The sequence below is a fragment of the Comamonas sp. GCA5 genome, from assembly GCF_036541385.1.
Lineage (GTDB): Bacteria > Pseudomonadota > Gammaproteobacteria > Burkholderiales > Burkholderiaceae_C > Comamonas > Comamonas aquatica.
The window spans coordinates 1-24,317 of record NZ_JAZHFR010000038.1 but is presented as its reverse complement, the minus strand read 5'-3'; the positions used below and the strand labels follow the sequence as shown (position 1 = coordinate 24,317).

The 24,317-nt window shown below is 67.2% G+C and carries 23 protein-coding genes, 1 pseudogene and 1 riboswitch; of the genes and pseudogenes, 10 read left to right on the top strand and 14 right to left on the bottom strand.

Annotated features, from left to right (window positions below; translation table 11 throughout):
- Nucleotides 1–8: 8 nt before the first annotated feature.
- Nucleotides 9–1,145: an iron-containing alcohol dehydrogenase gene (locus SJH88_RS10800; protein ID WP_274754470.1), complete on the bottom strand. Its 1,137-nt coding sequence runs from the start codon at nucleotides 1,143–1,145 to the stop codon at nucleotides 9–11.
- Between the two features lie 233 nt (nucleotides 1,146–1,378).
- On the opposite strand from SJH88_RS10800, the gene SJH88_RS10795 reads away from it, so the two are divergent.
- Nucleotides 1,379–2,308 (top strand): alpha/beta hydrolase, encoded by a 930-nt coding sequence (locus SJH88_RS10795; protein ID WP_274754475.1) that lies wholly within the window; start codon nucleotides 1,379–1,381, stop codon nucleotides 2,306–2,308.
- 25 nt (nucleotides 2,309–2,333) lie between these two features.
- Entirely contained in the window at nucleotides 2,334–3,188 is an 855-nt protein-coding gene (locus tag SJH88_RS10790) for a YbgC/FadM family acyl-CoA thioesterase (protein WP_274754469.1), read from the top strand.
- Nucleotides 3,189–3,290: 102 nt separating this feature from the next.
- On the opposite strand, the gene SJH88_RS10785 is transcribed toward SJH88_RS10790, so the two are convergent.
- The 8 genes and pseudogenes from SJH88_RS10785 to SJH88_RS10750 all read right to left on the bottom strand — a co-directional run bounded on the left by SJH88_RS10785 (nucleotide 3,291) and on the right by SJH88_RS10750 (nucleotide 11,992).
- A complete protein-coding gene (locus tag SJH88_RS10785; RefSeq protein ID WP_274754468.1) occupies nucleotides 3,291–4,706 on the bottom strand; it encodes a methyl-accepting chemotaxis protein in 1,416 nt (471 codons plus the stop codon).
- 261 nt (nucleotides 4,707–4,967) lie between these two features.
- Nucleotides 4,968–6,032, bottom strand: a complete 1,065-nt coding sequence (locus SJH88_RS10780) for an NAD(P)/FAD-dependent oxidoreductase (RefSeq protein WP_274754467.1) — start codon at nucleotides 6,030–6,032, stop codon at nucleotides 4,968–4,970.
- A 99-nt stretch (nucleotides 6,033–6,131) separates the two neighbouring features.
- Nucleotides 6,132–6,461 carry a ferredoxin FdxA gene (gene fdxA, locus SJH88_RS10775; RefSeq protein WP_274754466.1) on the bottom strand — a complete coding sequence of 110 codons (330 nt, stop codon included), beginning with the start codon at nucleotides 6,459–6,461 and terminating at the stop codon, nucleotides 6,132–6,134.
- A gap of 144 nt (nucleotides 6,462–6,605) precedes the next feature.
- Nucleotides 6,606–7,985 (bottom strand): sulfate adenylyltransferase subunit 1, encoded by a 1,380-nt coding sequence (locus SJH88_RS10770; protein WP_274754465.1) that lies wholly within the window; start codon nucleotides 7,983–7,985, stop codon nucleotides 6,606–6,608.
- Nucleotides 7,986–8,149: 164 nt separating this feature from the next.
- The gene (gene cysD / locus SJH88_RS10765; RefSeq protein WP_274754464.1) at nucleotides 8,150–9,082 is read right to left on the bottom strand and encodes a sulfate adenylyltransferase subunit CysD; all 933 of its coding nucleotides are present in this window, start codon (nucleotides 9,080–9,082) and stop codon (nucleotides 8,150–8,152) included.
- A gap of 64 nt (nucleotides 9,083–9,146) precedes the next feature.
- On the bottom strand, nucleotides 9,147–9,782 hold the full coding sequence (locus SJH88_RS10760; protein WP_042416596.1) for a phosphoadenosine phosphosulfate reductase domain-containing protein: 636 nt from the start codon (nucleotides 9,780–9,782) through the stop codon (nucleotides 9,147–9,149).
- Nucleotides 9,779–10,171, bottom strand: coding sequence for a DUF934 domain-containing protein (locus tag SJH88_RS10755; protein WP_274754463.1), 393 nt, complete (start codon nucleotides 10,169–10,171; stop codon nucleotides 9,779–9,781). Before SJH88_RS10755 ends, SJH88_RS10760 begins: the two co-directional genes overlap by 4 nt.
- 26 nt (nucleotides 10,172–10,197) lie before the next feature.
- Nucleotides 10,198–11,992: pseudogene (locus SJH88_RS10750) on the bottom strand (nitrite/sulfite reductase).
- 162 nt (nucleotides 11,993–12,154) lie between these two features.
- Here SJH88_RS10750 and SJH88_RS10745 point away from each other — a divergent pair.
- The 3 genes from SJH88_RS10745 (at nucleotide 12,155) to SJH88_RS10735 (ending at nucleotide 15,228) form a co-directional block, all read left to right on the top strand.
- Entirely contained in the window at nucleotides 12,155–12,991 is an 837-nt protein-coding gene (locus SJH88_RS10745; RefSeq protein ID WP_331699726.1) for a zinc ribbon domain-containing protein, read from the top strand.
- Nucleotides 12,992–13,108: 117 nt separating this feature from the next.
- A complete protein-coding gene (locus SJH88_RS10740) occupies nucleotides 13,109–13,753 on the top strand; it encodes a hypothetical protein (protein WP_210931262.1) in 645 nt (214 codons plus the stop codon).
- Nucleotides 13,754–13,839: 86 nt separating this feature from the next.
- Entirely contained in the window at nucleotides 13,840–15,228 is a 1,389-nt protein-coding gene (locus SJH88_RS10735; RefSeq protein ID WP_274754461.1) for a zinc ribbon domain-containing protein, read from the top strand.
- Nucleotides 15,229–15,249: 21 nt separating this feature from the next.
- Here the strand turns inward: SJH88_RS10735 and SJH88_RS10730 are convergent, their stop codons facing one another.
- Both SJH88_RS10730 and SJH88_RS10725 read right to left on the bottom strand, forming a co-directional pair.
- Nucleotides 15,250–15,615: a hypothetical protein gene (locus tag SJH88_RS10730; protein ID WP_042416579.1), complete on the bottom strand. Its 366-nt coding sequence runs from the start codon at nucleotides 15,613–15,615 to the stop codon at nucleotides 15,250–15,252.
- Between the two features lie 103 nt (nucleotides 15,616–15,718).
- Nucleotides 15,719–16,174 (bottom strand): Lrp/AsnC family transcriptional regulator, encoded by a 456-nt coding sequence (locus SJH88_RS10725; RefSeq protein ID WP_274754474.1) that lies wholly within the window; start codon nucleotides 16,172–16,174, stop codon nucleotides 15,719–15,721.
- A gap of 136 nt (nucleotides 16,175–16,310) precedes the next feature.
- On the opposite strand from SJH88_RS10725, the gene SJH88_RS10720 reads away from it, so the two are divergent.
- Both SJH88_RS10720 and rocF read left to right on the top strand, forming a co-directional pair.
- Nucleotides 16,311–17,435, top strand: a complete 1,125-nt coding sequence (locus tag SJH88_RS10720; protein WP_274754460.1) for an ornithine cyclodeaminase — start codon at nucleotides 16,311–16,313, stop codon at nucleotides 17,433–17,435.
- Nucleotides 17,436–18,419: an arginase gene (gene rocF, locus SJH88_RS10715; protein WP_274754459.1), complete on the top strand. Its 984-nt coding sequence runs from the start codon at nucleotides 17,436–17,438 to the stop codon at nucleotides 18,417–18,419.
- A gap of 731 nt (nucleotides 18,420–19,150) precedes the next feature.
- Here rocF and mnmC1 read toward each other — a convergent pair.
- From mnmC1 to SJH88_RS10700, 3 genes are all read right to left on the bottom strand, one after another.
- On the bottom strand, nucleotides 19,151–20,944 hold the full coding sequence (gene mnmC1, locus SJH88_RS10710; protein ID WP_274754458.1) for an FAD-dependent 5-carboxymethylaminomethyl-2-thiouridine(34) oxidoreductase MnmC1: 1,794 nt from the start codon (nucleotides 20,942–20,944) through the stop codon (nucleotides 19,151–19,153).
- A 36-nt stretch (nucleotides 20,945–20,980) separates the two neighbouring features.
- Nucleotides 20,981–21,637, bottom strand: a complete 657-nt coding sequence (locus tag SJH88_RS10705; protein ID WP_414111679.1) for a trimeric intracellular cation channel family protein — start codon at nucleotides 21,635–21,637, stop codon at nucleotides 20,981–20,983.
- A 216-nt stretch (nucleotides 21,638–21,853) separates the two neighbouring features.
- Nucleotides 21,854–21,952, bottom strand: a riboswitch (glycine riboswitch).
- A 289-nt stretch (nucleotides 21,953–22,241) separates the two neighbouring features.
- Entirely contained in the window at nucleotides 22,242–22,517 is a 276-nt protein-coding gene (locus SJH88_RS10700) for an oxidative damage protection protein (protein ID WP_042416570.1), read from the bottom strand.
- A gap of 140 nt (nucleotides 22,518–22,657) precedes the next feature.
- On the opposite strand from SJH88_RS10700, the gene SJH88_RS10695 reads away from it, so the two are divergent.
- The 3 genes from SJH88_RS10695 to SJH88_RS10685 form a co-directional block, all read left to right on the top strand.
- Complete coding sequence (locus SJH88_RS10695) at nucleotides 22,658–23,686, top strand: sulfate ABC transporter substrate-binding protein (protein ID WP_042416566.1); 1,029 nt, start codon at nucleotides 22,658–22,660, stop codon at nucleotides 23,684–23,686.
- A 64-nt stretch (nucleotides 23,687–23,750) separates the two neighbouring features.
- Nucleotides 23,751–23,957, top strand: coding sequence for a hypothetical protein (locus SJH88_RS10690; protein ID WP_156106018.1), 207 nt, complete (start codon nucleotides 23,751–23,753; stop codon nucleotides 23,955–23,957).
- Nucleotides 23,954–24,317: VOC family protein (locus SJH88_RS10685; RefSeq protein WP_274754457.1), on the top strand; the 364-nt coding region annotated here is incomplete at its 3' end. The genes SJH88_RS10690 and SJH88_RS10685, both read left to right, overlap by 4 nt.

Here is a 24,317-nt window from a genome sequence, read left to right as displayed (position 1 = left end):
GGCCGGCCTTACCAGGCGGCGTGCAGCATGTCGGCGTAGTCCTGGGCGCTGGCCAGCCGCGGGTTGGTGGCGTGGCAGTGGTCTTTCAGGGCACCGGCAATCACGGCATCCAGCCAGTCCTGTTCCACCCCCAGGGCGCCCAGGCCACTGGGCAGTCCCAGGCGGGCATTCATGTCGCGCAGGGCCTCGGGGATGTCGCTGGCGCTGGCCAGGCCCATGGCGTGGGCCATCTTCTCCAGCCGGTGGTCCTTGACCACCGACGCGGCCTCGGCGTTGAAGCGCACCACCGCCGGCAGGAACATGGCGTTGAGGGTGCCGTGGTGCAGGCGGGGGGCAATGCCGCCCAGGCTGTGGCTCAGGCTGTGCACGCAGCCCAGGCCTTTCTGGAAGGCCATGGCGCCCTGCATGCTGGCGCTCATCAGCTGGCGGCGCGCCTCGGCATCCTGGCCGTTGCGCGTGGCGCGTTCGATGTGCGCCCAGCCGCGCTCCAGGCCGTCCAGGGCAATGCCATCGGCCGGCGGGTTGAAGGCCGCCGCCATGTAAGTTTCCATGCAATGGGCGATAGCATCCATGCCGGTGGCGGCCGTCAGCAGGGGCGGCAGGCCATAGGTCAGCTCGGGGTCGCAGATGGCGGCCTTGGGCACCAGGTGCCAGCTGTGAAAGCCCAGCTTGCGGTGGTCGTCGACGATGATGATGGCACCGCGCGCCACCTCGCTGCCCGTGCCGCTGGTGGTGGGCACGGCGATGATGGGGGCGACGGCGGCCGTGATCTTGGCAGAGCCGCCTTCGATGGTGGCGTAGGTGGTCAGAGGGCCCTCGTGGGTGGCGGCAATCGCCACGCCCTTGGCGCAGTCGATGGCGCTGCCCCCGCCGACGGCGATCAGCCCGTCGCAGCGGTGCTGGCGGTACAGGTCGGCGGCGGCGCGCACGGCGGCCTCGGTGGGGTTGCTGGGGGTGGCATCAAAGACCGTCACGGGCAGCGCGCCCAGGGCGTCCAGCGCATGCTGCAGCACGCCGGCCGCCTTGACGCCCGCGTCCGTCACGATCAGTGGGCGGGTGATGCCCACGCGCTGGCATTCCTGCGGCAGCAGGCGCACGGCGCCGAAGTCGAACTGGATCTGGGTCACGTAATTGATGAAGGCCATGCGAATTTCCCTGTGAAGCCATGTGCACACGCTGGACTGGCAATCTAGTCAGCCTGCGGCCATCGCGCCACCTTGGGAACCCTGAGCCGGGCTGGGCCACGGTCACCCCGGGGACAAAGTCCGCCGTTTTGGCTGCGCACGGCCCGGGATTGCTGCATGATGTGCGGCTTTGTGACTGTTGTTTGCGTGTTGTGAGTCCCGACCACGAACTGCCCCATCCCCTGACGCCGGCCATGCGCGATGTCTTGCGCCGCATGGTGCGTGCCAACCGCCCCCATCTGCATACGCTGAGCCCCGAGCAGGCCCGTGCCGCCTACGAGGCGGGCGCCGGCGTGCTGGAGATCACCAAGCCCGAGCTGGCCCGCGTGCAAGACCTGCGCATTCCCGCGCGCGATGGCAGCGCGCTGCCGGCCCGGCTGTATGCGCCCACGCAGGGCCAGGCCCTGCCGGTGCTGCTGTACCTGCACGGCGGCGGCTTCACCATCGGCAGCGTGCAGACGCACGACATCCTGTGCCGCCAGCTGGCCCGACTGTCAGGCTGCGCCGTGGTGTCGCTGGACTATCGCCTGGCACCGGAGCACCGCTTCCCCACCGCCATCCACGACGCCTGGGACGCCTTGCAGTGGCTGGCCCTGCACGGTGCCGGCCTGGAGCTGGACACCGGCTGCATGGCCGTGGGCGGCGACAGTGCCGGCGGCACCCTGGCCGCGGCCTGCGCACTGCTGGCGCGCGATGCCGGCCTGGTGCTGCAGCTGCAGCTGCTGATCTACCCCGGCACCTGCGCCCACCAGGACACGGATTCGCACCTGCGCTATGCCCACGGCCTGGTGCTGGAGCGTGATGGCATCCAGTGGTTCTTCAACCACTACGTGCGCAGCGCGGCCGACCGCGAGGACTGGCGTTTTGCGCCCCTGTTGGCCCCGGACGTCGAGGGCGTGGCGCCGGCCTTCTTCTGCCTGGCCGAGCTGGACCCGCTGGTCGATGAGGGCGTGCAGTACGCCGACCTGCTACGCATGGCGGGCGTGCCGGTCGAGCTGGAGATTTACAAGGGCGTGACCCACGAGTTCATCAAGATGGGCCGCGCCATTCCCGAGGCGCGCCAGGCGCATGCCGCCATGGCCGCCGCCTTGCGTGCGGCGCTGGGCACCACGCCCGCCGACTGATGCCCGCGACATGAAAGAGCCAACGATGCGACCCCAAGATTTCCGTTGCCGCCACCGCCTGACGGTGCGCTGGTCCGAAGTGGATGCCCAGAAGATCGTCTTCAACGCCCACTACCTGATGTACGCCGACGTGGCGGTCACCGACTACTGGCGCCAGATGGCCATGCCGTATGCGCAAAGCTGGGCCACGCTGGGCGGCGAGCTGTTCGTCAAGAAGGCCACGGTGACCTACCACGCCTCGGCCCAGATGGGCGATGTGCTGGACGTGGGCATTCGCTGCGTGCGCCAGGGCAACACCTCGCTGCAGTTTGAGGCGGGCATTTTCCGCGGCCAGCAACTGCTCAACACGGTGGAGCTGGTCTATGTGTTTGCCGACGCACAGCAGCAATCCCAGCCCGTGCCGCAGGCGCTGCGCGACATGCTGAGCGCCTTCGAGGCCGGCGAGGACATGGTGCAACTGCGCTCCGGCAACTGGAACGACCTGGGCCGCCTGGCCGAGCGCCTGCGCATGGAAGTCTTCGTCAAGGAGCAGGGCGTGCCGCCCGAGATCGAGATGGACGAGTTCGATCCGGTCTGCCGCCATGTCGTGGCCCTCAACCGCCTGGGCCATGCCGTCGGTACGGGGCGGCTGGTCAGCGATGCGCCCGGCGTGGGCCGCATCGGCCGCATGGCCGTGGCGCGCGAGCTGCGTGGCTCCAGCGTGGGACGCCGGGTGCTGGACGCGCTGGTGGAGGCCGCACAGCAACGCGGGGACCGCGAGGCCGTGCTGCACGCCCAGGTCCACGCCCGCAACTTCTACACCCGCGCCGGCTTTGTGCCCGAGGGCGAGGTCTACCAGGAAGCGGGCATCGACCACATCACCATGCGCAAAACCTTGTAAACGCGGCAGGTGCTCATAAAAAAATGAGCGTCCTGCGCTCAAAGACAAAGGGCTTCAGGTGTTTTTGACCTGAAGCCCTTTGTTTTATGCGCGGTGTGCGCTTCAGATTTTGAAGGCTTGCACACTGCGGCGCATCTGCACCGTCTGCTCCTGCAGGCTGCTGGCGGCGGCGTGCGACTCTTCGGCCAGGGCCGAGTTCTGCGACATGCTGTGCTCGAGCTGGTGGATGGCCTGGGTGATGTCGGCCATGGCGCTGGCCTGTTCCTGCGTGGAGTCCATGATCTCGCGCATGCTGCCCGTCACATTGCCCGAGGCATGTTGCAGCTGTTGCATGGCGGCCAGCGCGTCCTGGCTCTGGCTGGAGCCCAGGGCGATCGCTTGCCCGGAGGACTGGATCAGCCCGCGGATCTGCTGGGCCGCGTCGGCGCTGCGCAGGGCCAGGCGGTGCACTTCTTCCGCTACCACGGCAAAACCACGACCTTGCTCGCCCGCACGGGCAGCTTCCACGGCAGCATTCAAGGCCAGCAGGTTGGTCTGGAACGCCAGACCATCGACCACGGCCACGATCTCGGCAATCTCTGCCGACTGTTGGTGGATGGTGTCCATGCTCTCGGCCAGGGCCGCCACCACGGCCTGGCCCTGGTGCGCGGCCTCGGTGGCGTTGCGCGTCATGGCGTCGGTGTCCGCGGCCAGCGCCCGGGCATGTTCGCCGGCCGCCAGCACGCGCGAGGCGGCACGGGCGGTTTCCTCCAGGGCGCTGCAGGCCTGTTCGGTGCGGGCCGACAGGTCGTTGCTGCCGGTCTGGATCTCGTGGCTGGCGGTCTGCATCTGGCGCACGCTGTGTGTCACGGTGCGCACCGTGTCATGCAGGTTCAGCATCAGCGCCTGCAGCTCGCGCGCCAGGGGCGTCTGCACCGATTCCCCGGAAATATCCAGATTGAATTGGCCGCCATCGTCCAGGGCATTGACCAGACCCTGCAATTCAATCCCCTGGCGGTAAGACGCCACCATTTTCTGGAGAATGAATATCTCCACGGCCGTTTGTGCCACCACAAACGTGGCATGCAAGACGATTTTCTGAAAATCTGCTTCGGTGGTGCAGTAAATGCCGTAACCCCAGGCCTGCAAACGGTCGAACAATATATGGTGCACGGCAAAAAATGCCGCACAGGCCAATACCACGCGCCATTCGCGGTAGACCATGACCAGGGCCAATGTGACAAATACCCCGAAGTGAAATTCGATCGTGCCCAGCGAAACCTGGATGTGCAGCGCGACCGTGGCGCACAGCAGCAACGGCAAGGCGTAGCGCGTGATGACCGTCCCGCGCAGGCTGAAACACAGCGCGGCGGCCAGGGCGCTGAGCAGCGGGCTGAAAATCAGCACCCCATCCAGGCTGGAGTAATGCCAGGCAATCGGCACAGCCAGAATGCTGCAACCCATAATCAACAACAGCATCAAGACATCGGCCTGCCGGCCGATGTCCTGCAGGGCTTGCTGGATATTGGTGTGGGACATCGAACGACCCGCAGGGGGGCGTGCCGAAGCGGATGGAATTGCCAATGAATGCATAAAAAAACCCAATCAGGGATTGGGTCGCTGGATAAAAATGAAGCGGCCGCCTTTTGAATAAATATGATTGGAAAAGGCGGGGCAAGTCCGCAAATCATATCGGGGCGCCGTGGCGCCAGCGGGTGACCCAGGGGCAAAGGGGACTGCCGTGCGGGGTCGGCCCGGCGGGCGTGGCACGACCGGGGTTTAGCGGGTAGGAGAGGACGCTTAGGCGGCGCTGGGGGCCACCCCGAGCAGGCTTTGCAGATGGCTGCTGGAGGTGGTGTATTGCAGCAGCACGGGCTTGTCGGTCAGGTATTCCGCGATCGAGAAAGCCGCCAGCGTGGCTTCGTGAAAGCCGCAGACAATCAGCTTGCGCTTGCCCGGGTAGTGGTTGATGTCGCCCACGGCGTAGACGCCCGGGGCTTCGGTGACGAAGGTGCCCGTGTCAACGGGCAGCTGCTTCTTGACCAGCTCCAGCCCCCAGTCGGCCACGGGGCCGAGCTTGGGCGAGATGCCCTGGAACACCAGCCACTGCTGCACCGGCAGGCTGTGGGGGCTGCCATCGGGCAGGCTGACGTCGAGTGCCTGCAGCGCCGTGCCATCGGCCTGCAGCGCCAGGGGTTGGGCGGCCAGCACGCGGATGCGGCCGGCGGCCTGGTGGGCCTGCAGCTGGGCCAGCAAGGCTTCGGGGGCGGTGAAGACCTCGCGGCGGTGCATCAGGGTGACGCTGGCCGGTGCCTGGGCCAGGGCGTCGATGGCGGCCTGCACGGCCAGTTCATCGCCGCCGTGCACCAGCACCTGCTGCCCGCGCAGGGGCAGCCGGGCCAGATCGGCCGGGTGGTAGTGCACGCTGTGGCCGACCAGGGCGTCGATGCCGTCGACCTTCACGGCCTTGGGCACGAACGAGCCCACGCCCGCGGCAATCACCACGGCCTTGGTGCGCAGCGTGGTGCCGGTGGCGGTGCCCAGCAGCCACTGGCCGTCGTCCTCCTGCGCCAGGGTCTGGACCTGCTGGCCCAGGTGCAGCGTGGGGGTAAACGGTGCCATCTGCTGGCGCAGGCGCTGCACCAGCTCGGCCCCCGTGCACACGGGAATGCCCGGGATGTCGTAGATGGGCTTGTCCGGGTACAGCTCGGCGCACTGGCCGCCCAGGTGGGGCAGGGCGTCGATCAGGTGGCTGCGCAGCCCCTGCAAGCCCAGCTGGAACACCTGGAACATGCCCACCGGGCCTGCGCCGATCACGGCGACATCGGTGGACAGCGGGGCGGAGCAGGCAGGGGCAGAGGTCATACGGGTGGGTGCAAAGCGATCAGGCAGCTACAAAGCAAACAGCCCCAGGGGGCTGGGGCTGATGGGTGGGGCGATCGGGGCCAGCGTGGACGGAGGCGATCAACGCTCCAGCAAGCTGAGCTTACCTTCCTTGCCGTTCCAGTCGTCGGCGTCGGGCAGCGAGGCCTTGCGCTTGGTGATGCTCTTCCAGCCCTTGGCCATGGCCAGCTCGGCGTTGAGCTTGATGAAGTGCAACTGGTCGGCCGGCGTATCTTCTTCCGCAAAGATGGCGTTGGCCGGGCATTCGGGAATGCAGACCGCGCAGTCGATGCACTCATCGGGGTCAATCACGAGGAAGTTTGGTCCTTCGCGGAAGCAGTCCACGGGGCAAACATCCACGCAGTCGGTGTATTTGCACTTGATGCAGTTTTCGGTGACGACGTGTGTCATGAGAGATTCTTCTTATGCAGTATGCAAGGGGATCGGTATTAACCCACGATTCTAGGTTTTTTCCTGAACCCTGCCAGCAGTGGGCATGGATTCAGGGGTATCAAGCTGCGGTTTCCGTGTGGCGGATCAAATCCGGGCGCGCGTTCAGCGCACCAGGACGGCTGCCGCGGTGGCGTTGCTGGCGGTGTCCACCAGGATCAGCGAGCCCAGGGCGCGGCTGCGGTGGAAGGCGGCGGTGGGAATCGCTTCCTGCAGCGCAAACTCCACCACGCCGATGGCGTTGGGCTCCAGCTGGGCGGCGTCTTCCTCGGCCAGGGTGTTGACGTTCAGGCGGTGCACCACGCGCTGGGCCTTGGCCTTGACCCAGCGGTGGCCGTGCAGCGCCCAGTAGACGCGGCCTGGTACTAGGGGCTCGTTGTCCATCCAGGCCACGGTGGCGCTCAGGCTGCGGCTGCTGGGCCAGGCGGGTTGGGCGGTGGGGGTGTCGAAATCATCGTCGGCCACGGCGGCCTGCACGGGGGCGGCCACGATCCAGTCGCCGCGCGAGACATCCACCTCGCGGTCCAGCGTGATGCCGGCGGACAGGCCCGCCGTCACGCCCTGGGGCGCGCGGGCATGGTCGATCACCTGGGCGATGGTGGCCAGCTGGCCGCTGGGCAGGATCTGCACCTGTGCGCCCACCTGGGCGCTGCCGGCGGCCACACGGCCCCAGAACACGCGGCGGCCCTGGGTGGTGACGGCGCTGTCGTGGAACTTTTCCACCCACTGCACGGGGAAGGCCAGGGGCAGATCGGTGTCGGCCGGGGTGTTAGGCAACTGCTCCAGCAGCTGCAGCAGGCTGGGGCCTTCATAGCCGGCCCAGCCCTGGTGGGCGTTGACCACGTTGTAGCCCTTGAGGGCGGACACAGGCACGGTGGCCGCCACGGTAATGCCGGCGTCTTGGGCGAAACGCTCCAGGGCGCCGCGAATGTGGGTGAAGGCCAGGGCCGGGTCGGCCACGGCGTCCAGCTTGTTGACGGCAAACACCAGCGAGTGCACGCGCAGCAGGTGGGCCAGCAGGCTGTGGCGGCGCGTCTGCGGCAGCAGTTGCAAGCCGGGGTTCTGCCAGTCCAGCTTGGTGGCGTCCACCAGCACCACGGCGGCGTCGGCGCTGCTGACGGCCGTGACCATGTTGCGCGTGTACTGCTCATGGCCGGGCGCGTCGCCGATGATGAACTTGCGCGCGTCGGTGTTGAAGTAGCGGTAGGCCACGTCGATGGTGATGCCTTGCTCGCGCTCGGCCGACAGGCCGTCGGTCAGCAGGGCCAGATCGGTCTCACCGCTCTTGGTCACGCCGGCCAGTTGGTCCTGCAGCACGGCGCGGGTGTCCACCAGCAGGCGGCCGATCAGGGTCGACTTGCCATCGTCCACCGAGCCGCAGGTGATGAAGCGCAGTGCGGAGACGTGGTCGGAATCAGAGTCAAATTGGCCGTTAGCGCTTGCTGTGCCTGCGCTAGTAGCTATGGAATTAATGATTTCAGTCATCGAAAGCTTTCAGTGAGTGAGTCAGGGCATGACCTCAACTCAGGCACGGCCCAACCCAGAACCACCGCGCAAGGGCCGCCCCGCCGCGCTGGTGGTGTTCCCCTTCCCAAAGGCGAAGCCTGCAAGAGAAGGGGGAAGGCGCGTGAGCGCCTCAGGGGGATGCATTAAAAGTAACCGTCTTTCTTGCGCTTTTCCATGGAGGCCTCGCTGGTCTTGTCGTCCATGCGCGTGGCGCCGCGTTCGCTGACCTCGGCGGCCAGGGTCTCGATCACGATCTCGGCCGCCGTGGCTGCCGTGCTTTCCACGGGGCAGGTGCAGGTGATGTCCCCCAAGGTGCGAAAACGCACATCGCGCACCACGACGGTTTCGCCGTCTTTGGGCGGGGTCAGCTCCGTCACGGGCACCAGCAGGCCTTTGCGCTCGACGATGTGGCGCGGGTGGCTGTAGTACAGGCTGGGCAGGGCGATCTGCTCACGCTCGATGTACTGCCACACGTCCAGCTCGGTCCAGTTGCTGATGGGGAACACGCGGAAGTGCTCGCCGGGGGCAATGCGGGTGTTGAACAGCGTCCACAGCTCGGGGCGCTGGGCCTTGGGCTGCCATTGGCCAAAGCTGTCGCGGTGGCTGAAGATGCGTTCCTTGGCGCGGGCCTTTTCCTCGTCGCGGCGGGCGCCGCCAATCAGCGCATCAAAGCGGAACTCTTCAATCGCTTCCAGCAGCGTGACCGACTGGTGCGCATTGCGGGGCTCTTCCGGGTGGGCCAGGCGCACCGTGCCGCGCGCCATGGATTCTTCCACGCTGCGCACGATCAGCTCGGCGCCCAGCTCCTGCGCCCGGAAGTCGCGGAAATCGGTCACTTCGGGGAAGTTGTGGCCGGTGTCGATCATCAGCAGCGGGTAGGGGATGCGGCCCGCGCCAAAGGCCTTCTCGGCGCAGCGCAGCATGACCAGCGAGTCCTTGCCGCCCGAGAACAGCAGGGCGGGACGTTCAAAGGCGGCGGCCACTTCGCGCAGGATGAAGATGGTTTCCTCTTCCAGCGCATCCAGGTGGCGGTTGCTGAGCTGGCTCAGCACGGGGGTGTCCACACGGGCGTTCATACAGATACTTTCAAACGAAATCGGGCTCTAGCGCTTATCCAGTAAGGGCTGGTAGCTATGGTTCTTAGTGGGATATGTGCAGGCCGCATTCGCGGTTGTCTTCACCCTTGGTGGGGTCCACGTAGTCGAAGTTGTTGGGCAGGCCGTGCTGCTCGCAGTATTCGTACAGGTCCTTGGACGACCAGTGCAGCAGGGGCGCCACCTTGATCAGGCCGTCGGGGTTGATGCTGACCGGGTCCATGGCGGCGCGCACGGCGGTGTCGGTGGCGCGCAGGGCGGTGAACCAGACCTGGGGCGCGGTCTCGCGCAGGGCGCGGGCAAAGGGCTCCAGCTTCACCTCGGCGGTGAAGGCCGCGTGGCGTGGGTCGTCCAGCGCGGGCGTGGGGCCTTCCACGGCCTCGCGGTGGGCGCGCGAGCGCAGGGGCAGGTAGATCTTCAGGTTGAGCCCAAGCTGCTTGGTCACCGCATCGGCAAACCGATAGGTGGCTTCGGTGTTGTAGCCGTTGTCCATCCAGACCACGGACACGTCGGGGCGGGCGCGCGTCACCATGTGCAGGATCACCGCCTCGAAGGGGCGGAAATTGGTGGTGACGATGGTGGGCAGGTCCAGGCCGACGGCCCAGTTCACCAGGGCCTGGGCGTCGCGGCCCAGTTCGGCATTCACCTGGGCCAGATCGAGGGTGGGGGCAAGTGCGCTCATGCGGTGGCCTGGCGTGCGTGGAAGTGGGGCAGGGGGTTCACGGCGTCGGCCTGGTAGTAGCCGCCGAAACGCTCGAACTGGCGCTGGGCATCGGCCGCGTCCACGCCTTCGCGCAGCACGGCGCTGCTGAAGCCGGTGCGCTGCATCTGCACCAGCTGGTCGATCAGCACATCGCCCGTGGCGCGGATGTCGCCGGCAAACTTCAGGCGGCGGCGCAGCAGGTAGGCCTGGCTGAAGGCGCGGCCGTCGGTGAAGGCGGGAAAGTGCAGGTCGATCTGCGTGATGCCGTCCAGGTTCACGTCCAGCACGTTGGTGTCGTTGGCCAGCAGCAGCACGGTGGCCGTGCTGGCGGTCGGGGCCTGGTAGTCGTTGTGGGCCAGAATTTGCATGGTGGTTTCCTTGGGGTTCTGGGGGCTCAGACGGCTTCGGTTTCCACCTCGGCAGGCGCGGGGTGGCGCGCAGCCTTGCCGGCTTCCTTGAACGGGTCCAGGCCGATGCGGCGCACGGCGTCGATGAAGCGCTCGCCGGGCTGGCGCAGGTCGCGGTAGGTGGTCAGCACGGCTTCGAGCACGTCGGGCACTTCGGCGGCCGAGAACGAGGGGCCGATCACCTTGCCGGCTCCGGCTTCGCCGGACAGTGTGGAGCCGTCCGAGCCGCCCAGCGTGACCTGGTACCACTCCTTGCCGTCCTTGTCGACGCCCAGGATGCCGATGTGGCCGCTGTGGTGGTGACCGCAGCTGTTGATGCAACCGCTGATGTGCAGGTCGATCTCGCCGATGTCGTCCAGCTCGTCCAGGTCCTGGTAGCGCTGGGTGATGGCTTCGGCAATCGGCAGGCTGCGGGCATTGGCCAGGGCGCAGAAGTCGCCGCCGGGGCAGGCGATCATGTCGGTCAGCAGGGCCACGTTGGTGCTGGCCAGGCCCAGGGCCTTGGCCTGCTGCCACAGGGCGTGCAGCTCGCTGGCGTGCACCCAGGGCAGCAGCACGTTCTGGTCGTGGGTGACGCGGGCTTCGCCGGCGGAGAACACATCCATCAGGTCGGCCAGGGCGTCCAGCTGGTCGCCGTTGGCATCGCCCGGGGCTTGGCCGGCTCGCTTGAAGGACAGGGTCACGGCGCGCAGGGCCGGGTTGCGGTGGGGGTGCACATTGCGCTGCACCCAGCGCGCGAACGCGGGCGAGGCGGCGATCTGCGCCTGCAGTTCGGCATTCGCCTGCTCGGCGCCGATGGCGGGGTAGGACGACAGGTCGGGCTCGACGAACATGGCCGCCACGCGGTCGAATTCGGCCTGGGGCACGGTGTGGGGGCCGCCATCGACTTCAACGATCTGGCGGTATTCCTCTTCCACGGCGTCGATGTAGGCCTGGCCTTCGGCCTTGACCAGGATCTTGATGCGGGCCTTGTACTTGTTGTCGCGGCGGCCCAGCTCGTTGTAGACGCGCACGATGGCCTCGATGTAATTCATGATCTGGTTCCAGGGCAGGAACTCACGAATCTGCGTGGCGATCACGGGGGTGCGGCCCATGCCGCCGCCCACGAAGACCTTGAAGCCGACCTCGCCTGCGGCGTTCTTCACCAGGTGCAGGCCCACATCGTGCCAACCGGTGGCCGCACGGTCTTCGGCCGCGCCGGTGATGGCGATCTTGAACTTGCGCGGCAGGAAGGCAAACTCGGGGTGCAGCGTGGTCCACTGGCGCAGGATTTCGGCGTAGGGGCGGGGGTCCACGGCCTCGTCCACGGCAATCCCGGCCAGGGCGTCGGTGGTGGTGTTGCGGATGCAGTTGCCGCTGGTCTGGATGCCGTGCAGGTTCACCGTGGCCAGCAGGTCCATCACGTCGGCGGCCTTGGACAGCGGGATCCAGTTGAACTGCACGTTGGTGCGCGTGGTGAAGTGGGCGCAGTGCGTGGGCAGGAAGGTGGTGCCCAGCTTGCCCTGGCCGTCCATGGCGGCCTGGAAGACGGCGGCTTCGGGCTCGTCGTACTCGCGGGCGACGCGGGCCAGCACGCGGATCTGGGCGGCATTGATTTCGCCGTAGGGCACGGCCACGCGCAGCATGGGGGCGTAACGCTGTACATACCAGCCGTTTTGCAGGCGCAGGGGGGCGGAAGTCGTCTTCCGCCAGCTTGCCGGTCTGCCAGCGCTCCAGCTGGTCTCGGAATTGGTCAGCGCGTTGCTGGACAAACGCTTGGTCGAATTCGGTGTATTGGTACATGGCGCAGTCGCGATCGTGGAAAGCTGGGTCTTATCGATGGGAACCCTCTGGCTGCGCACTGTATGAAATCTCTTTATAAAAACAAACGATTGTTTTGTTGTTGTCTTATATCTTTGTGAAATATGGAGTGAAGTTAAGACTTGCTCGTCCGCAGCGGACGCCATGCGGAGACATCGCAAAAAGCCCGTGTGGTCCAGCCCACGCGCAGCCTCGGAATGTTTGATGGATGCGGTTTTTACCGACAGAATGCCGGGAATTTCTTCACCAACGCACCCTATGCACTGTCACCACTGCACACATCCGCTGTCCGATAACGCCAAATTTTGCAAACAATGCGGCACGCCCACGCAGGCGGCTGCCGGGACGGAGGAGGTGGCCGTGACCAAGCAGGCGTGCAGTGCCTGCGGGGCGCTGTGCTCGCCCGGTGCCAAGTTCTGCCTGCAGTGCGGCGTGGCACGCACCGCAGCCGCAGTGGTGACCCCGACTCCGGCCTCGACCCCGTCTGCGCCGCTGGTCAGCCCGCCTGTTCCGGTGACGCCCGCGGCGGACCCTGTCGCACCAACCCCGCCGGTGACGGGGCCTGCGGCCACCCCGCCCAAGCCCGCCGCCTTGCAGCCCAAGCTGCTGGCGCTTGTGGTGGTCGGGGTGCTGGCCGTGGCGGCCGGCGGCACCTGGATGCTGTTCAAGCCGGGGGCACAGACGGTCATCAACGCCGAGCGCCTGAACGACCCAACCCCCAGCCTGCCGGAAGACGAAGACAAGGCCCGGGCGGCGAATATTGTGGGCCCCCAGGCCGAGGCGCTGGACCCCGCGTCCGCCGCTGAGGCCCTGCCAACCCCGGCAGAACCCGCCGTGGTGGCTGCACCGCAGCCGCTGGAGCCCGCCGTGGCACCTGCCCCGGCCCCGGTGGCGGCCACGCCCAAACCTGCGGCCCCCAAGCCTGTGGCGCCCAAGCCGGCCCCCAAACCCGCCAACACGCTGGACAGCTTGCTGGATTGACGGGCCCACGGGCTTGCCCATTCCCCCGCACAACCGAGGAAGGACGCCACATGGCCCAGGGCCGCGTGGCTGTCATCTCCCCGACAGATTCCGAGAGACCGAGAGAGAGGTGAACCCATGCGAATGATCAAGACAACCGTGGTGGTGGCTGCACTGCTGACCGTGACAGGCTGTGCCACCATGGACGAAGCCAGCAATTCGCTCAGCTGCATGCTGGCCCGCGCCACCGGCAAGGCCTGCGGGGGCCAGGAAGCTGCCATGGCCAGCACGGGCCAGGGCGGGCGCTTCGAGCAGTTGCAGACCGTGTTCGAGCAGGAAATCCAGACCGCCCGCGAGGCCCAGGCGCGCGCCGTCGCAGCGACACAGCCGCTGGGGCCCAAGCAGCGCGCCGTGGCCGGCGAGGTGGCCGTGATCCACGTCGACATCACCGACAGCCGCAGCCAGCAAAAGCGCAACATGCGCACCCTGGATGCCGTGACCCTGGACATGCCCCTGGGCGGCAAGGGCAAAGACGGCTACACCCAGGCCATGGACGAGATCAAGGACCTGGCCAACACCCTGGCCGACAACCGCGGCAGCGCCAGCATCCTGGTGCAGCAGAACCCGGCCGATGTGAAGGCCAAACGCGTCAACACCGCTTCGGGCAACACCAAGAGCCCGGCTGGGCAGCCCATCACGGTGGAAAAGCAAACTACCACCAACGTGCCTGCTGGGGTGGAGCGCTACACGGTCAAGGCCGGCGCGATCCGCGGCAGCCTGTGAGGTCATGGGGGCCCGCGGACCACTGCGGGCCCAGGGATGGCGGGCACACCGCCACCCATCGCTTGTCAAAAAGAAAGAGGGACGGGATGAGTTCTAGACTGCAAAACATTCAATTTTCGGCGCTGGCGCGTGCAGGCGAAGGCCTGACGCAATGGCGGCCTCTGGCCATGGGCTTCATCACGCTGGTGGCGTGCGGCCTGCTGGTCTTTGTCAGCCAGGCCCTGGCCCGTGGCATGGGCGGCTTTGCCGGCGTGCTGCTGTTCGGCCTGCTGATGCTGGCGACCGCGGTGGTTTTCTTCTCCGGCGTTTCCGCCGTGGGTGTGATGCTGATGGACAAGGCCCAGGGCATCGCCGTGCGCGGTTTTGCCGATGCGGCCTACGCGGGCCTGCTGTGCGTGCCCAAGTTCCTGGGGTTGGCGCTGCTGGCCCTGGTGGCCACGCTGCTCTTCTACCTGGTGGCGGCCATCATCTACTTCGTCTGCAAGATCCCATTGCTGGGTGCGGTGCTGGCCTTTGTGGCACACCCGGTGCTGATCATCGCCGCGTCTGCCTTGATCGTGGCCTGGGTCTGCGTGGTGGCGCCCATGTTTGCGCCCGCCGTCTGGAGCGGCCTGCCGTTCAAGGCCGCTCTGGCCAGCGTGATCGGCATCGCCCGCAACCGCCTGGTCGAGGTGGTGCTGATGCAGATCGTGCTCTACGTCATCCTGATGGTCATCACCGGTCTGCTGTTCATGGGCCTGCTGCCGGCGTCGATCAGCCTGACGGCCATGGGCACCGGCATTGCCGGTGGCGGCGCGGGGGGCATGGGGCTGGAAGGCCTGATGTACATGGGCCCCCGAGCCCTGTCGCACATGGGCATGTCGGGCTCGGTCATTGGGCTGTGGCTGGGTGTGGGCGTGCTGTTCTGCGTCATCTTTGCCCTGCTGGGCCAGGTGGCGGTGATGGGCCAGAACCTGGTCTATCTGCAAGCCAGCGCCAGCATCGACAGCACGGGTGAGGAGCAGGCCCTGGACGGTGTGTGGAGCGATGTGCGCAAGCGCGCCGAAGAAGCCAAGGAGCGGGCCAAGGCCGCCGCCGAGCGGGCCAAGCAGGTTGCGGCACAGAAGGCGCAGGAAGTCGCCGCCGCCAACGAAGCACGCAAGGCCGCTGCCGCCGAGCAAGCCCAGCAGCAAGCCGCATTGGCCGCCGAACGGGAGGCCGCCCGCCAGGCCACCGAAGCGGCACGCCTACAGGCTGAACAAGCCGCAGCCGCGCAGCAGGCTGCGCAGGAAGCCCAGCGCCTGGCCGACGCACAGCCAGCGGCAGCCCCGCAGGCCCAGGAGCCGCCCCGGCGGCGGCACCCAACTGCCCCAGCTGCCACGGCCAGGTGGGCCGCACGGACAGCTTCTGCGAGCACTGCGGCCACAAGCTCAAGCCCTGAGCGGCACCGTGCACACAGCAAAAACGCCCGCAGTCACCCTGCGGGGCTTTTTTGATGCGCGGCTGCGGCGTCGGGCTCAGAAAGGCTTGGCGCCCATCAGGCCAGTAAGCGCCAGCAGGGCCAGCAATTGCACGGCCAGCAGGCCGCGGCGCTGCCCCAGCTTGGCGGGGCTGTCGGCGCGCTTGGCAAAGCCGATCGCCAGACCATGCACCACGTACAGGATCAGGCCGATGTAGGGGTACATCATCTGCTGCCAGGGGCCGACGAAGGTGATGGCCAGGCCGGTCAGCGCGGCCAGGCCGCCAAAGATGCGGGTGCAGACATAGACCAGCGCGCTCTTGCGGGCGGGCGTGGCCTGCCAGGCCAGGGCGGCAAAGCCGACGGCCAGCAGCAGCGTCAGCACGGCCAGCAGCATGTGGGAGTGTTTCAGGGCGGTATACATGGGCAATCGTGTTCCAGGGTTGTAGAAAGCAGGAGCTTGTCGCGCTGGTGTTGTGTGGTTTTGCCGGGGATTGTGCTTGGAAATGCCCCAGGCAGCCACGCCGTCAGCTATCTTTTTGCGCAGCACCGGCGCCGTGGGGGGCGCGCAGCGTCTCCAGGTGGATGCTGGTTTCCGTGTGGCTGATGCCCTTGATCAGCCGGATGCGCTCCAGCGCCCGCGCCAGCTCGGGCAGGGTGGCCACCTGCAGCTCGGCCAGCAGGTCCCACTGGCCGTTGGTGGCGTGCAGGGCCTGTACGGCGGGCTCGCCCAGCAGGCTGGCGGTCACGCGCCGGGCATCGTTGCCTTCGATGGCAATGCTCATCCAGGCCTGCAGGCCTCCGGTGTCGGCCGCGGGTTTGAGGCGCAGCGTGTAGCCGGCGATCACGCCTTCGTCCTCCAGCCGGCGCAGGCGGTTGGTGACCGTGCCGCGTGAGACGCCCAGCCGCACTGCCAGCGTGGCCACGCTTTCGCGCGCGTTGTGGCGCAGCAGGGCGATCAGGCGTTGGTCGATCTGGTCCAGATTGGACATAGTGGCAATCCAGGTTGTCTAAATGACAGGTATTTAACGATTTTGAGTCAAATTTGGCAATTTGAATTGTGCTTGACCTGTGTCACGCTTGGCGCATCGCCCTGGAGCCCCCATGGCAGGAGGACCTATGACCCCCGTGACCCCCACCACCCACCGCTTGCCCCCGATTGCCGCCCCCGCCTCGGTGCACACCGAATTCCTGAGCGCCAGCGATGCCGCCCGCCTGGTGGCGCGCGTCGGCGTTGTGGCCTGCCTTCGCCAGATGGTGCAGGCGCTCGAGGCGGACTTTGCCCGCTGGAACGATTTCGACAAGAGCGCGCGCACGGCGGCGCATTCCGCCCACGGCGTGATCGAGCTGATGCCCGTGGCCGACGCGCACGACTACGCTTTTAAATACGTCAACGGCCACCCCGTCAACACCCAGCACGGCCTGCCCACGGTGATGGCCTTTGGCGCCCTGGCCGACGTGGCCACCGGCGCGCCGCGCTTTGTCAGCGAGCTGACGCTGACCACCGCCTTGCGCACCGCCGCCACCTCGGCCATGGTGGCGCGCCGGCTGGCACGGCCGGACAGCCGCTGCATGGCCCTGATCGGCAACGGCGCGCAAAGTGAATTCCAGGCCCTGGCCTTCCTGGACCTGCTGGGCGTGCGCACGCTGCGCCTGTTCGATGTGGACCCGGCCGCCTCGGCCAAGCTGCAGCGCAACCTGGCGCCGTGGCTGGACCAGTACAGCGCCGAGGCGGTGACCGTGGACAGCGTGCAGGCCGCCGTGCAGGGCGCGGACATCGTCACCACCGTCACCGCCGACAAGCGCAACGCCGTGGTGCTGGACGCCCGGGCGCTGGCGCCGGGCATGCACCTCAATGCCGTCGGCGGCGACTGCCCCGGCAAGACCGAGCTGGCGGCCGAGGTGCTGCGCCGCAGCAGCGTGTTTGTCGAGTACGAGCCCCAGACCCGGCGCGAAGGCGAGCTGCAGCAGATGCAGGCCGACTTCGCCGTCACCGAGTTCTGGTGCGTGCTGACCGGCCAGGCCCCCGGGCGCGTGTCGCCGGCGCAGATCACCCTGTTCGACTCCGTGGGTTTTGCGCTGGAGGATTACTCTGCCCTGCGTACCATGCAGGCGCTGGGGCGCCAGGCGGGCCTGCTGTCGGCCATCGAGCTGGTCCCCACCTTGGCCGACCCCAAGGACTTGTTTGCCCTGCTGCACCCGGCCGCCGGGGTGGGGCATCCCGTTTTGCACAAGGTGGCGTGAATGCAAAAGTTTCAAAAACAAGAGCTATTGGCGCTAGACCAGCAAGCGCTGGAGGCCAAAAAAGCTGTGACTCTGATCGGCGTACCCACCGATGTGGGGGCCGGCCGCCTGGGCGCCGCCATGGGTCCGGATGCGCTGCGCGTGGCCCAGCTGGGCCGGGCGCTGGGCCGATTCGGCGTGGACGTGCAGGACATCGGCAATCTGGCCGGCCCGCCCAACCCGCGCGGGCCGCGCGATGCCCAGGGCCTGCGCAACTACGCCGAATGCCTGGCCTGGAACCAGGCCGCACACGATGCGGTGTACGCCCAGCTGCAGGCCGGGCGCATGCCCATCATGCTGGGCGGCGACCACACCCTGGCCACCGGCTCCATCAGCGCCGTCGCACGCCACTGCCGCGCCACCGGCCAGCGCCTGCGTGTGCTGTGGCTGGACGCGCACGCCGACTGCAACCTGCCCGAGATCAGCCCCACCGGCAACTTGCATGGCATGCCCGTGGCCAGCCTGTGCGGTCAGGGCCCCGAGCCGCTGGCGGCCCTGTCGGGCGCCATCCCCGCCGTGCAAGGCCCACAGATCTGCCAGATCGGCCTGCGCAGCGTGGATGCGGTGGAAAAACGCATCATCCAGCGCCTGGGGCTGGAGGTGTTCGACATGCGCGCCATCGACGAACAGGGCATGCGTGCCGTGATGCAGCAGGCCCTGGCGGGGCTGGATGGCCCGGACGGCGAGGGCGTGCACCTGCACCTGAGCTTCGACGTGGATTTCCTGGACCCCGAGATCGCCCCCGGCACCGGCACCACCGTGCGCGGCGGCCCCAACTACCGCGAGGCCCAGCTGTGCATGGAGATGATTGCCGACACGGGGCGCCTGGCCTCGCTGGACATCGTGGAGCTGAACCCGGCGCTGGACATCCGCAACCAGACGGCGGAGCTGGTGGTGGATTTGGTGGAGAGTTTGTTCGGAAAGAGCACCTTGGTGCGGGGGTGAGGTGGGGCTTTTGTTTGCCCTGCATTGGCTTGGTGGGTGGCAGCCCTGTGTCGCCGCCGCGCTGCGACAGCTTGCGCCTGAGGGGCGGCGGGTTGTAGCGCCAGTGAAGACTTGGTGATCAGAGGCCGGGATCTCGCCCCGGCGGGCGAGTCACTTTCTGGGTGCGCCCAGAAAGTGACCTTCACGCTTGCGTGGGACGTAACTCATATTGCGTAGCAATGTGGGTGGAGACCAAAGATGCGCTTTTGAATACCTGCCGTGGAACTCGCTGCGCGCTTGCAGCGCTTCACTCAACCAGCCACGGCAATTCAGGTGGACGAGGCAGACCTGTCTCGCAGCGCTGCTGCGGCAGGCCTGCGGGAAGAGCCAGCGCTGTGGCGAAGCATGCGGGCATGAGGAGACACAGCGCCACCCGTGTACGCGCGCAACCTGCTATGTGAGAAAGTTCTTCGGACTTCCTGCGACGGTCTGAGCGCAGCGCGTTCCCTCAGGCAGCCGTCAGCAGACGCGTTGCTTTGGCCTTCACTCACGGTGCTCCGCAGTATGCGTGGCGCCCCACGCCAGCGTGAAAGTCACTGGGCTGCCGAGGCGCCCCCCGGCCTTTGCCCCACAACACACCACCCAATATGCATCCGGGCGCTGCAGCCTGTGACGATGCATGCACCAAATTGGCTGCTAGCGCTTGCTAGATAAGCGTTGGCAGCTCTTGTTTTTGATTGGGCGAATCTTTGTCAATTTGCTGGCAACGGTGCCACTTCAGCTTTCTGTCCCTGGCGTGCCAGGCGCTCGGTGCCCAGGTGCAGGGCCAGCTTGGCGTCCAGCGGCAGCGGTTCGCCGTGCAACTGGGCGGCGATCAGCTCGCCGCACAGCACGGACAGGGTCAGGCCACGGGCCCCCAGGGCGGTCAGTGCCCACAGGCCGGGCGCGGCATCGCCCACCGGGCCGGCAATCGGCAGGCGGTCGTGGCTGGCCACGCGCACGCGGCCCCAGGTGGGTTGGCAGCGTTCGTCGCCCGGCGTGAACCATGGCGCCAGCGGCGCGGCGCTGGCGGGCAGCAGCGTGGCGAGCTTGTCGTAATTCACCGCGTGGGCGGCCATCTGGTCTTCGGCGGAGATGGGCAGGGTGTCCACATCGCGCTCGAAGGTGGAGCCCATGACCCAGGCCGCGCCGGGGGCCAGGGGCACATGGGTGACTAGGTTGCCATTGCCGTTGACGGGGAAGGGCGGCAGTGCGGCGGCGTTGGCGGGGGTGTGCCAGCCCCAGGTGATCTGGCCGCGCAGCGCTTGCAGGGCCCAGGCGGTGCCCGCCGGCAACAGCGCCGCAGTACCCGGGCCGCAGGCCAGCAGGGCCAGATCGGCCTGGGCCAGCACCTGGCCTTCGGCATCCAGCGCCTGCCAGAGGCCGGTGTCCGTGGCACGCAGCTGCGCCACCGGTGTCTGGCCGCGGAACTGGATCAAGGGGTGCTGCAGTTGCGCCTGCACCAACTGGGCCGGGCGCACCCAGCCGGCCTGGGCGTGCCAGCAGGCGGTGGTGTCTGCGGGCAGGCCGGTGGCCTGCAGCTGCTCGGGCGTGGTGGCGTGGCTCCAGTCGGCGCCGGGGCCGTGGGCCCAGTCGGTGGGCAGGCCGGTGCCGCCGTCGGTGCAATGCTCCAGCACGCCGCTGTGGCCCCAGTCCTGGCCTTCGCGACAGACATCGCGCAGGCGCTGCAGCGTCATGCGCACGCCGCTGCGCGACAGGCGCGAGAGCACGCTGTCGTCGGGCGAGACATGGGGGCAGAACAGCCCGGCCGGCAGGCCAGAGGCCCCATCGGCCGGGTCCTGCCCCTGGCCCAGCACCGTGACCTGCCAACCGCGCAGCGCCAGGCTGTGGGCCACGGCGGCGCCCGCCAGGCCGGCGCCCACCACCAGGGCCGTACCCGGCTGGGTGACGGTGGGCGGGTTGGTGCTGCGCTGGCGCGGCTCCCAGCGTGGGTCGAACCGCAGTACCGGGGTGGCCGCCGTGGTGTCCGCCACAAAGCCCACGCCCCCCAGGGCCTGCTGCAGGGCGGCATCTGCGGGGAGGACAGCCAGCACCGTGCCACGCCGGCAGTGGCGCGCCAGGGCCTTGAGGCTGTGGGCATCGCTGGCCCAGGGGGTGTGCAGCAGCACGGCATCGGCCACGCTGTGCTGCTGGCGCAGCAGGCTCTGCGCCTCGCCCACCCACAGCGTCAGCAGCACGCGGCCGTGGTCAAAGCCCAGTCGGTGCACGCCGGGCATCAGGCCGTACAGCTGGTCGGCCAATGCCTGGGCCTGGGGCTGCAGCGCCGCCGGGGCCTGGGCCAGCACCTGCTGGGCGGTCACGGGCTGTGCCAGCACGGCGGTGACGTGCAATTGGGCGCTGCGCGCGGGGTCGGCCTGCCAGGCGGACCAGACCTGCAGAAAGCTGTCCCCGTGGCCGAAATCGGTGCTCAGCAAGCGCCAGCTGGGGCGGCCCTGCCAGGCCAGCAACGGGGAGGAGGGGGACAGCAGTGCAGGTGAAAAATGCATATCTATGAATAAATCAGGCGCGATCGCCTGTGGAGCTCACTCCCAGCGCTGCTGGTAGGAGAACACGGGCAGGCGCCAGCCAAAGCGGATGGCGGCCAGGCGCAGGCCCAGTCCCCCGGCAAAGCACAGGGCGGTGCTGATGCCGATCGACACCTCCAGCGCCTGCAGGCCCAGGTAGAGCAGGCAGACCAGCATGGAGACGCTGGCATATAGCTCGCGGCGGAAGACCACCGGCACCTGGTTGCACAGCACATCGCGCAGAATGCCGCCGCTGATGCCGGTGATCATGCCAGCCATGACGACCACCAGCGGGTCATACCCCAGCTTGATGGCCACGTTGCTGCCGATGAGCGAGAAGGCAATCAGCCCCATGGCATCCAGCAGCAGGAACACATGTTTCATGCGTTGCATGTAGCGCGCAATGACGGTGGTCAAGAGGCCCGCAGACACCACCAGGTAGACATAGGCCGGATGCTGGGTCCAGCCGATGGGGTAGTTGCCCAGCACCATGTCGCGGATGGTGCCGCCACCCAGGGCGGTGACGAAGGCGATCACGACCACGCCAAAGATGTCCATGTTGCGCCGCCCGGCGGCCAGCGCGCCGGACATGGCTTCGGCCGTGATGGCGATCAGGTAGATAACGAGGATAACGTCCAGCTGGACGCTGGCGGCGGAGTGCAGGAAATCGGACAGGACGGACACGGCAGGCAGCGCCCATGGGCGCACAAGGGTGAGACCCACACGCCCAGGCCTGCAATGCAGCAGCTGCCATGGGGGCATGGATGAGCCTCTCCCGCTGTCCTTTTACCTGAGAGTTTTTGCACGGTGCATGTTCGTCATGCGCGCGCTTGCCCCTTCGGTGAGCCGGCTGACCTTGTGCCAAGGTCCCGGCTGCTCTCCAGTCGGCATGTGTGTTCCGTGGTGCTGGGTGCCTGAGCGATTATGGGAGTTTGCGCCTTCGGCGGAGGCCGGCCCAGTGTGGCTGCCTCGCTCTCCCACGGAAAACAAAAGCTGCGATTATGGCCTGCGTGCAAGACCCAAACGCCCAGGGGGACTTGCCTGCCCATAAAAAACCGGCCTGTGGGGCCGGTGGGCGGGGGCTTTGGTGGAACCGCGGTCTCGCCATGGAGTGTCATGCAGCAGGGCGTCGGTGCCCAACGCCTGCGTCATCGCGGCAGAGGCAGTGCTTGTGACGCCCCTCGCTGCAGCGCCGGCCGTGCTTGGTGCCGATGGGGCACGTAGCCCGCCGCTGCGTCGCTGCCGACGAAGTGGTTGGGGGCAACCACTTCACTTGGGATTACTGCGCGCTGGGGGGCACGTAACCGGCGGCAGCGTCCGCGCCTGCGCCGAAGAAGTGGTTTTCCATCTGGCGGGCCAGGTATTGGCGGGCGCGGGCATCGGCCAGGTTCAGGCGGTTTTCGTTCACCAGCATGGTCTGGTGCTTGAGCCAGTCGGCCCAGGCTTGCTTGCTCACATTTTCAAAAATGCGCTTGCCCAGTTCACCGGGGTAGGGGGGAAAGTCCAAGCCTTCGGCTTCCTGACCCAGTTTGATGCATTGAACGGTACGTGCCATGGGGTGTCCTCGGTTGATTTCAGATGTTTAGGTAATAAAGAACTGAAATCTTATTGGTTTAAGTTTTGTTGGCTTGCTTTCAGAATGCCATTCAACGGTGAAACGGACCGTATTTCCCAGCACAACCCAGAAAGCCAACAATGAATGATCGCCGCAACTTTATCAAGATTCCCGTTGCCCTCAGCCTTCTGGCGGGCTTCTCCTTCACGGCTTTGCCGACATTCGCGGCCGACCCGGTCACCCTGCTGAACGTGTCCTATGACCCCACGCGGGAGCTGTACGTCGAGTACAACAAGGCGTTTGCCAAGCACTGGAAGGCCCAGACCGGTCAGGACGTGACCATCAAGCAGTCGCACGGTGGTTCGGGCAAGCAGGCGCGTTCCATCATCGACGGCATCGAATCCGATGTGGCCACCCTGGCCCTGGCGGGGGATGTGGATGCCCTGGTGAAGAACGGCAACTACCTGTCGGCCGACTGGCAAAAGAAGCTGCCGCTCAACAGCGCGCCCTACACCTCCACCATCGTGTTCCTGGTCAAGAAGGGCAACCCCAAGGGCCTGAAGGACTGGAACGACCTGGTCAAGCCCGGCGTGCAGGTCATCACCCCCAACCCCAAGACCAGCGGCGGTGCGCGCTGGAACTACCTGGCCGCCTGGGAATATGCCAAGCGCAAGAATGGTGGCGACGAGGCCAAGGCCAAGGACTTCGTGAAGCAGCTGTTTGCCAATGTGCCCGTGCTGGACACCGGCGCCCGTGGCTCCACCATCACCTTCGTGCAGCGTGGCGTGGGCGATGTGCTGCTGGCCTGGGAGAACGAGGCCTTCCTGGCGCTGCGTGAATTCGGTCCCGAGAAGTTCGAGATCGTCGCGCCGTCCATCTCCATCCTGGCCGAGCCCACGGTGGCGGTGGTCGACAAGGTGGTGGACAAGAAGGGCACGCGCAAGGTGGCACAGGCCTACCTGGAATACCTGTATTCCGACGAAGGCCAGCAGATTGCCGCGCGCAACTTCTACCGCCCCACCAACGAGAAGATCAAGGCCGACTTCGCCAAGCAGTTCCCCAAGCTGGAGCTGTTCACGATCGACCAGGCCTTTGGCGGCTGGGCCAAGGCCGACAAGGCCCACTTTGCCGACGGCGGCAGTTTCGACCAGATCTACACCAAGAAGTGATGTGCCGCACCAGCGGCCCGGGGGCGGCGTTGCGCGCCGCCCCGATTGTTTGAAGGAGCGCACCATGTCCACCCCCATCGTTTCCATCGCAGCCCCTGTCGCCACCTCGCGCGACGTGTTGTGCGTGCACGCCCTGCGCGTGCTGCGCACCACGGCGCAGCAATGGGGCATGGGGGCCATGCCGCGCCCGCAGCGCACACCGCAGGTGCCGCGCAGTGGCCATGCCACCTCGCCGTGCGCGGCGTTGCGGGCCTGGGGGCTGGCAGCATGAGTGCCCGCCTGCCAGCCGATGGCGTGGTGCTGGGCGTGCACCATGTGCAACTGTCCTACCCGGCCCACCTGCAGGCGCAGGTGGAACGTTTCTACAGCGAGGGCCTGGGGCTGCCACGGATCATGCATGCCCAGGTGCTGGCCTACCTGGCCGGTGCCCAGCGCATCGACCTGGTGCCGCGCACCACCCCGGGCCACGGCTGCGAATGCCTGGGGCACCTGGCCTTGCAGGTCGCCGGGGTGGAGGCGCTGCAGCAGCGCCTGCAGGCCCAGGGCGCCACGGCCCTGGCCGTGGTGCGCGTGGCCGAAGGCTGGCGCTTTTACGCCAAGGACCCCGCCGGCAACACGCTGGAGCTGTTGC

What these genes read in the sequence shown, in the direction of transcription:
- SJH88_RS10800 (WP_274754470.1), bottom strand. Translation starts at nt 1,145, where the DNA reads ATGGCCTTCATCAATTACGTGACCCAGATCCAGTTCGACTTCGGCGCC.
- SJH88_RS10795 (WP_274754475.1), top strand. Translation starts at nt 1,379, where the DNA reads ATGCGCGATGTCTTGCGCCGCATGGTGCGTGCCAACCGCCCCCATCTG.
- SJH88_RS10790 (WP_274754469.1), top strand. Translation starts at nt 2,334, where the DNA reads ATGCGACCCCAAGATTTCCGTTGCCGCCACCGCCTGACGGTGCGCTGG.
- SJH88_RS10785 (WP_274754468.1), bottom strand. Translation starts at nt 4,706, where the DNA reads ATGTCCCACACCAATATCCAGCAAGCCCTGCAGGACATCGGCCGGCAG.
- SJH88_RS10780 (WP_274754467.1), bottom strand. Translation starts at nt 6,032, where the DNA reads ATGACCTCTGCCCCTGCCTGCTCCGCCCCGCTGTCCACCGATGTCGCC.
- fdxA (WP_274754466.1), bottom strand. Translation starts at nt 6,461, where the DNA reads ATGACACACGTCGTCACCGAAAACTGCATCAAGTGCAAATACACCGAC.
- SJH88_RS10770 (WP_274754465.1), bottom strand. Translation starts at nt 7,985, where the DNA reads ATGACTGAAATCATTAATTCCATAGCTACTAGCGCAGGCACAGCAAGC.
- cysD (WP_274754464.1), bottom strand. Translation starts at nt 9,082, where the DNA reads ATGAACGCCCGTGTGGACACCCCCGTGCTGAGCCAGCTCAGCAACCGC.
- SJH88_RS10760 (WP_042416596.1), bottom strand. Translation starts at nt 9,782, where the DNA reads ATGAGCGCACTTGCCCCCACCCTCGATCTGGCCCAGGTGAATGCCGAA.
- SJH88_RS10755 (WP_274754463.1), bottom strand. Translation starts at nt 10,171, where the DNA reads ATGCAAATTCTGGCCCACAACGACTACCAGGCCCCGACCGCCAGCACG.
- SJH88_RS10745 (WP_331699726.1), top strand. Translation starts at nt 12,155, where the DNA reads ATGCGGAGACATCGCAAAAAGCCCGTGTGGTCCAGCCCACGCGCAGCC.
- SJH88_RS10740 (WP_210931262.1), top strand. Translation starts at nt 13,109, where the DNA reads ATGCGAATGATCAAGACAACCGTGGTGGTGGCTGCACTGCTGACCGTG.
- SJH88_RS10735 (WP_274754461.1), top strand. Translation starts at nt 13,840, where the DNA reads ATGAGTTCTAGACTGCAAAACATTCAATTTTCGGCGCTGGCGCGTGCA.
- SJH88_RS10730 (WP_042416579.1), bottom strand. Translation starts at nt 15,615, where the DNA reads ATGTATACCGCCCTGAAACACTCCCACATGCTGCTGGCCGTGCTGACG.
- SJH88_RS10720 (WP_274754460.1), top strand. Translation starts at nt 16,311, where the DNA reads ATGACCCCCGTGACCCCCACCACCCACCGCTTGCCCCCGATTGCCGCC.
- rocF (WP_274754459.1), top strand. Translation starts at nt 17,436, where the DNA reads ATGCAAAAGTTTCAAAAACAAGAGCTATTGGCGCTAGACCAGCAAGCG.
- mnmC1 (WP_274754458.1), bottom strand. Translation starts at nt 20,944, where the DNA reads ATGCATTTTTCACCTGCACTGCTGTCCCCCTCCTCCCCGTTGCTGGCC.
- SJH88_RS10700 (WP_042416570.1), bottom strand. Translation starts at nt 22,517, where the DNA reads ATGGCACGTACCGTTCAATGCATCAAACTGGGTCAGGAAGCCGAAGGC.
- SJH88_RS10695 (WP_042416566.1), top strand. Translation starts at nt 22,658, where the DNA reads ATGAATGATCGCCGCAACTTTATCAAGATTCCCGTTGCCCTCAGCCTT.
- SJH88_RS10690 (WP_156106018.1), top strand. Translation starts at nt 23,751, where the DNA reads ATGTCCACCCCCATCGTTTCCATCGCAGCCCCTGTCGCCACCTCGCGC.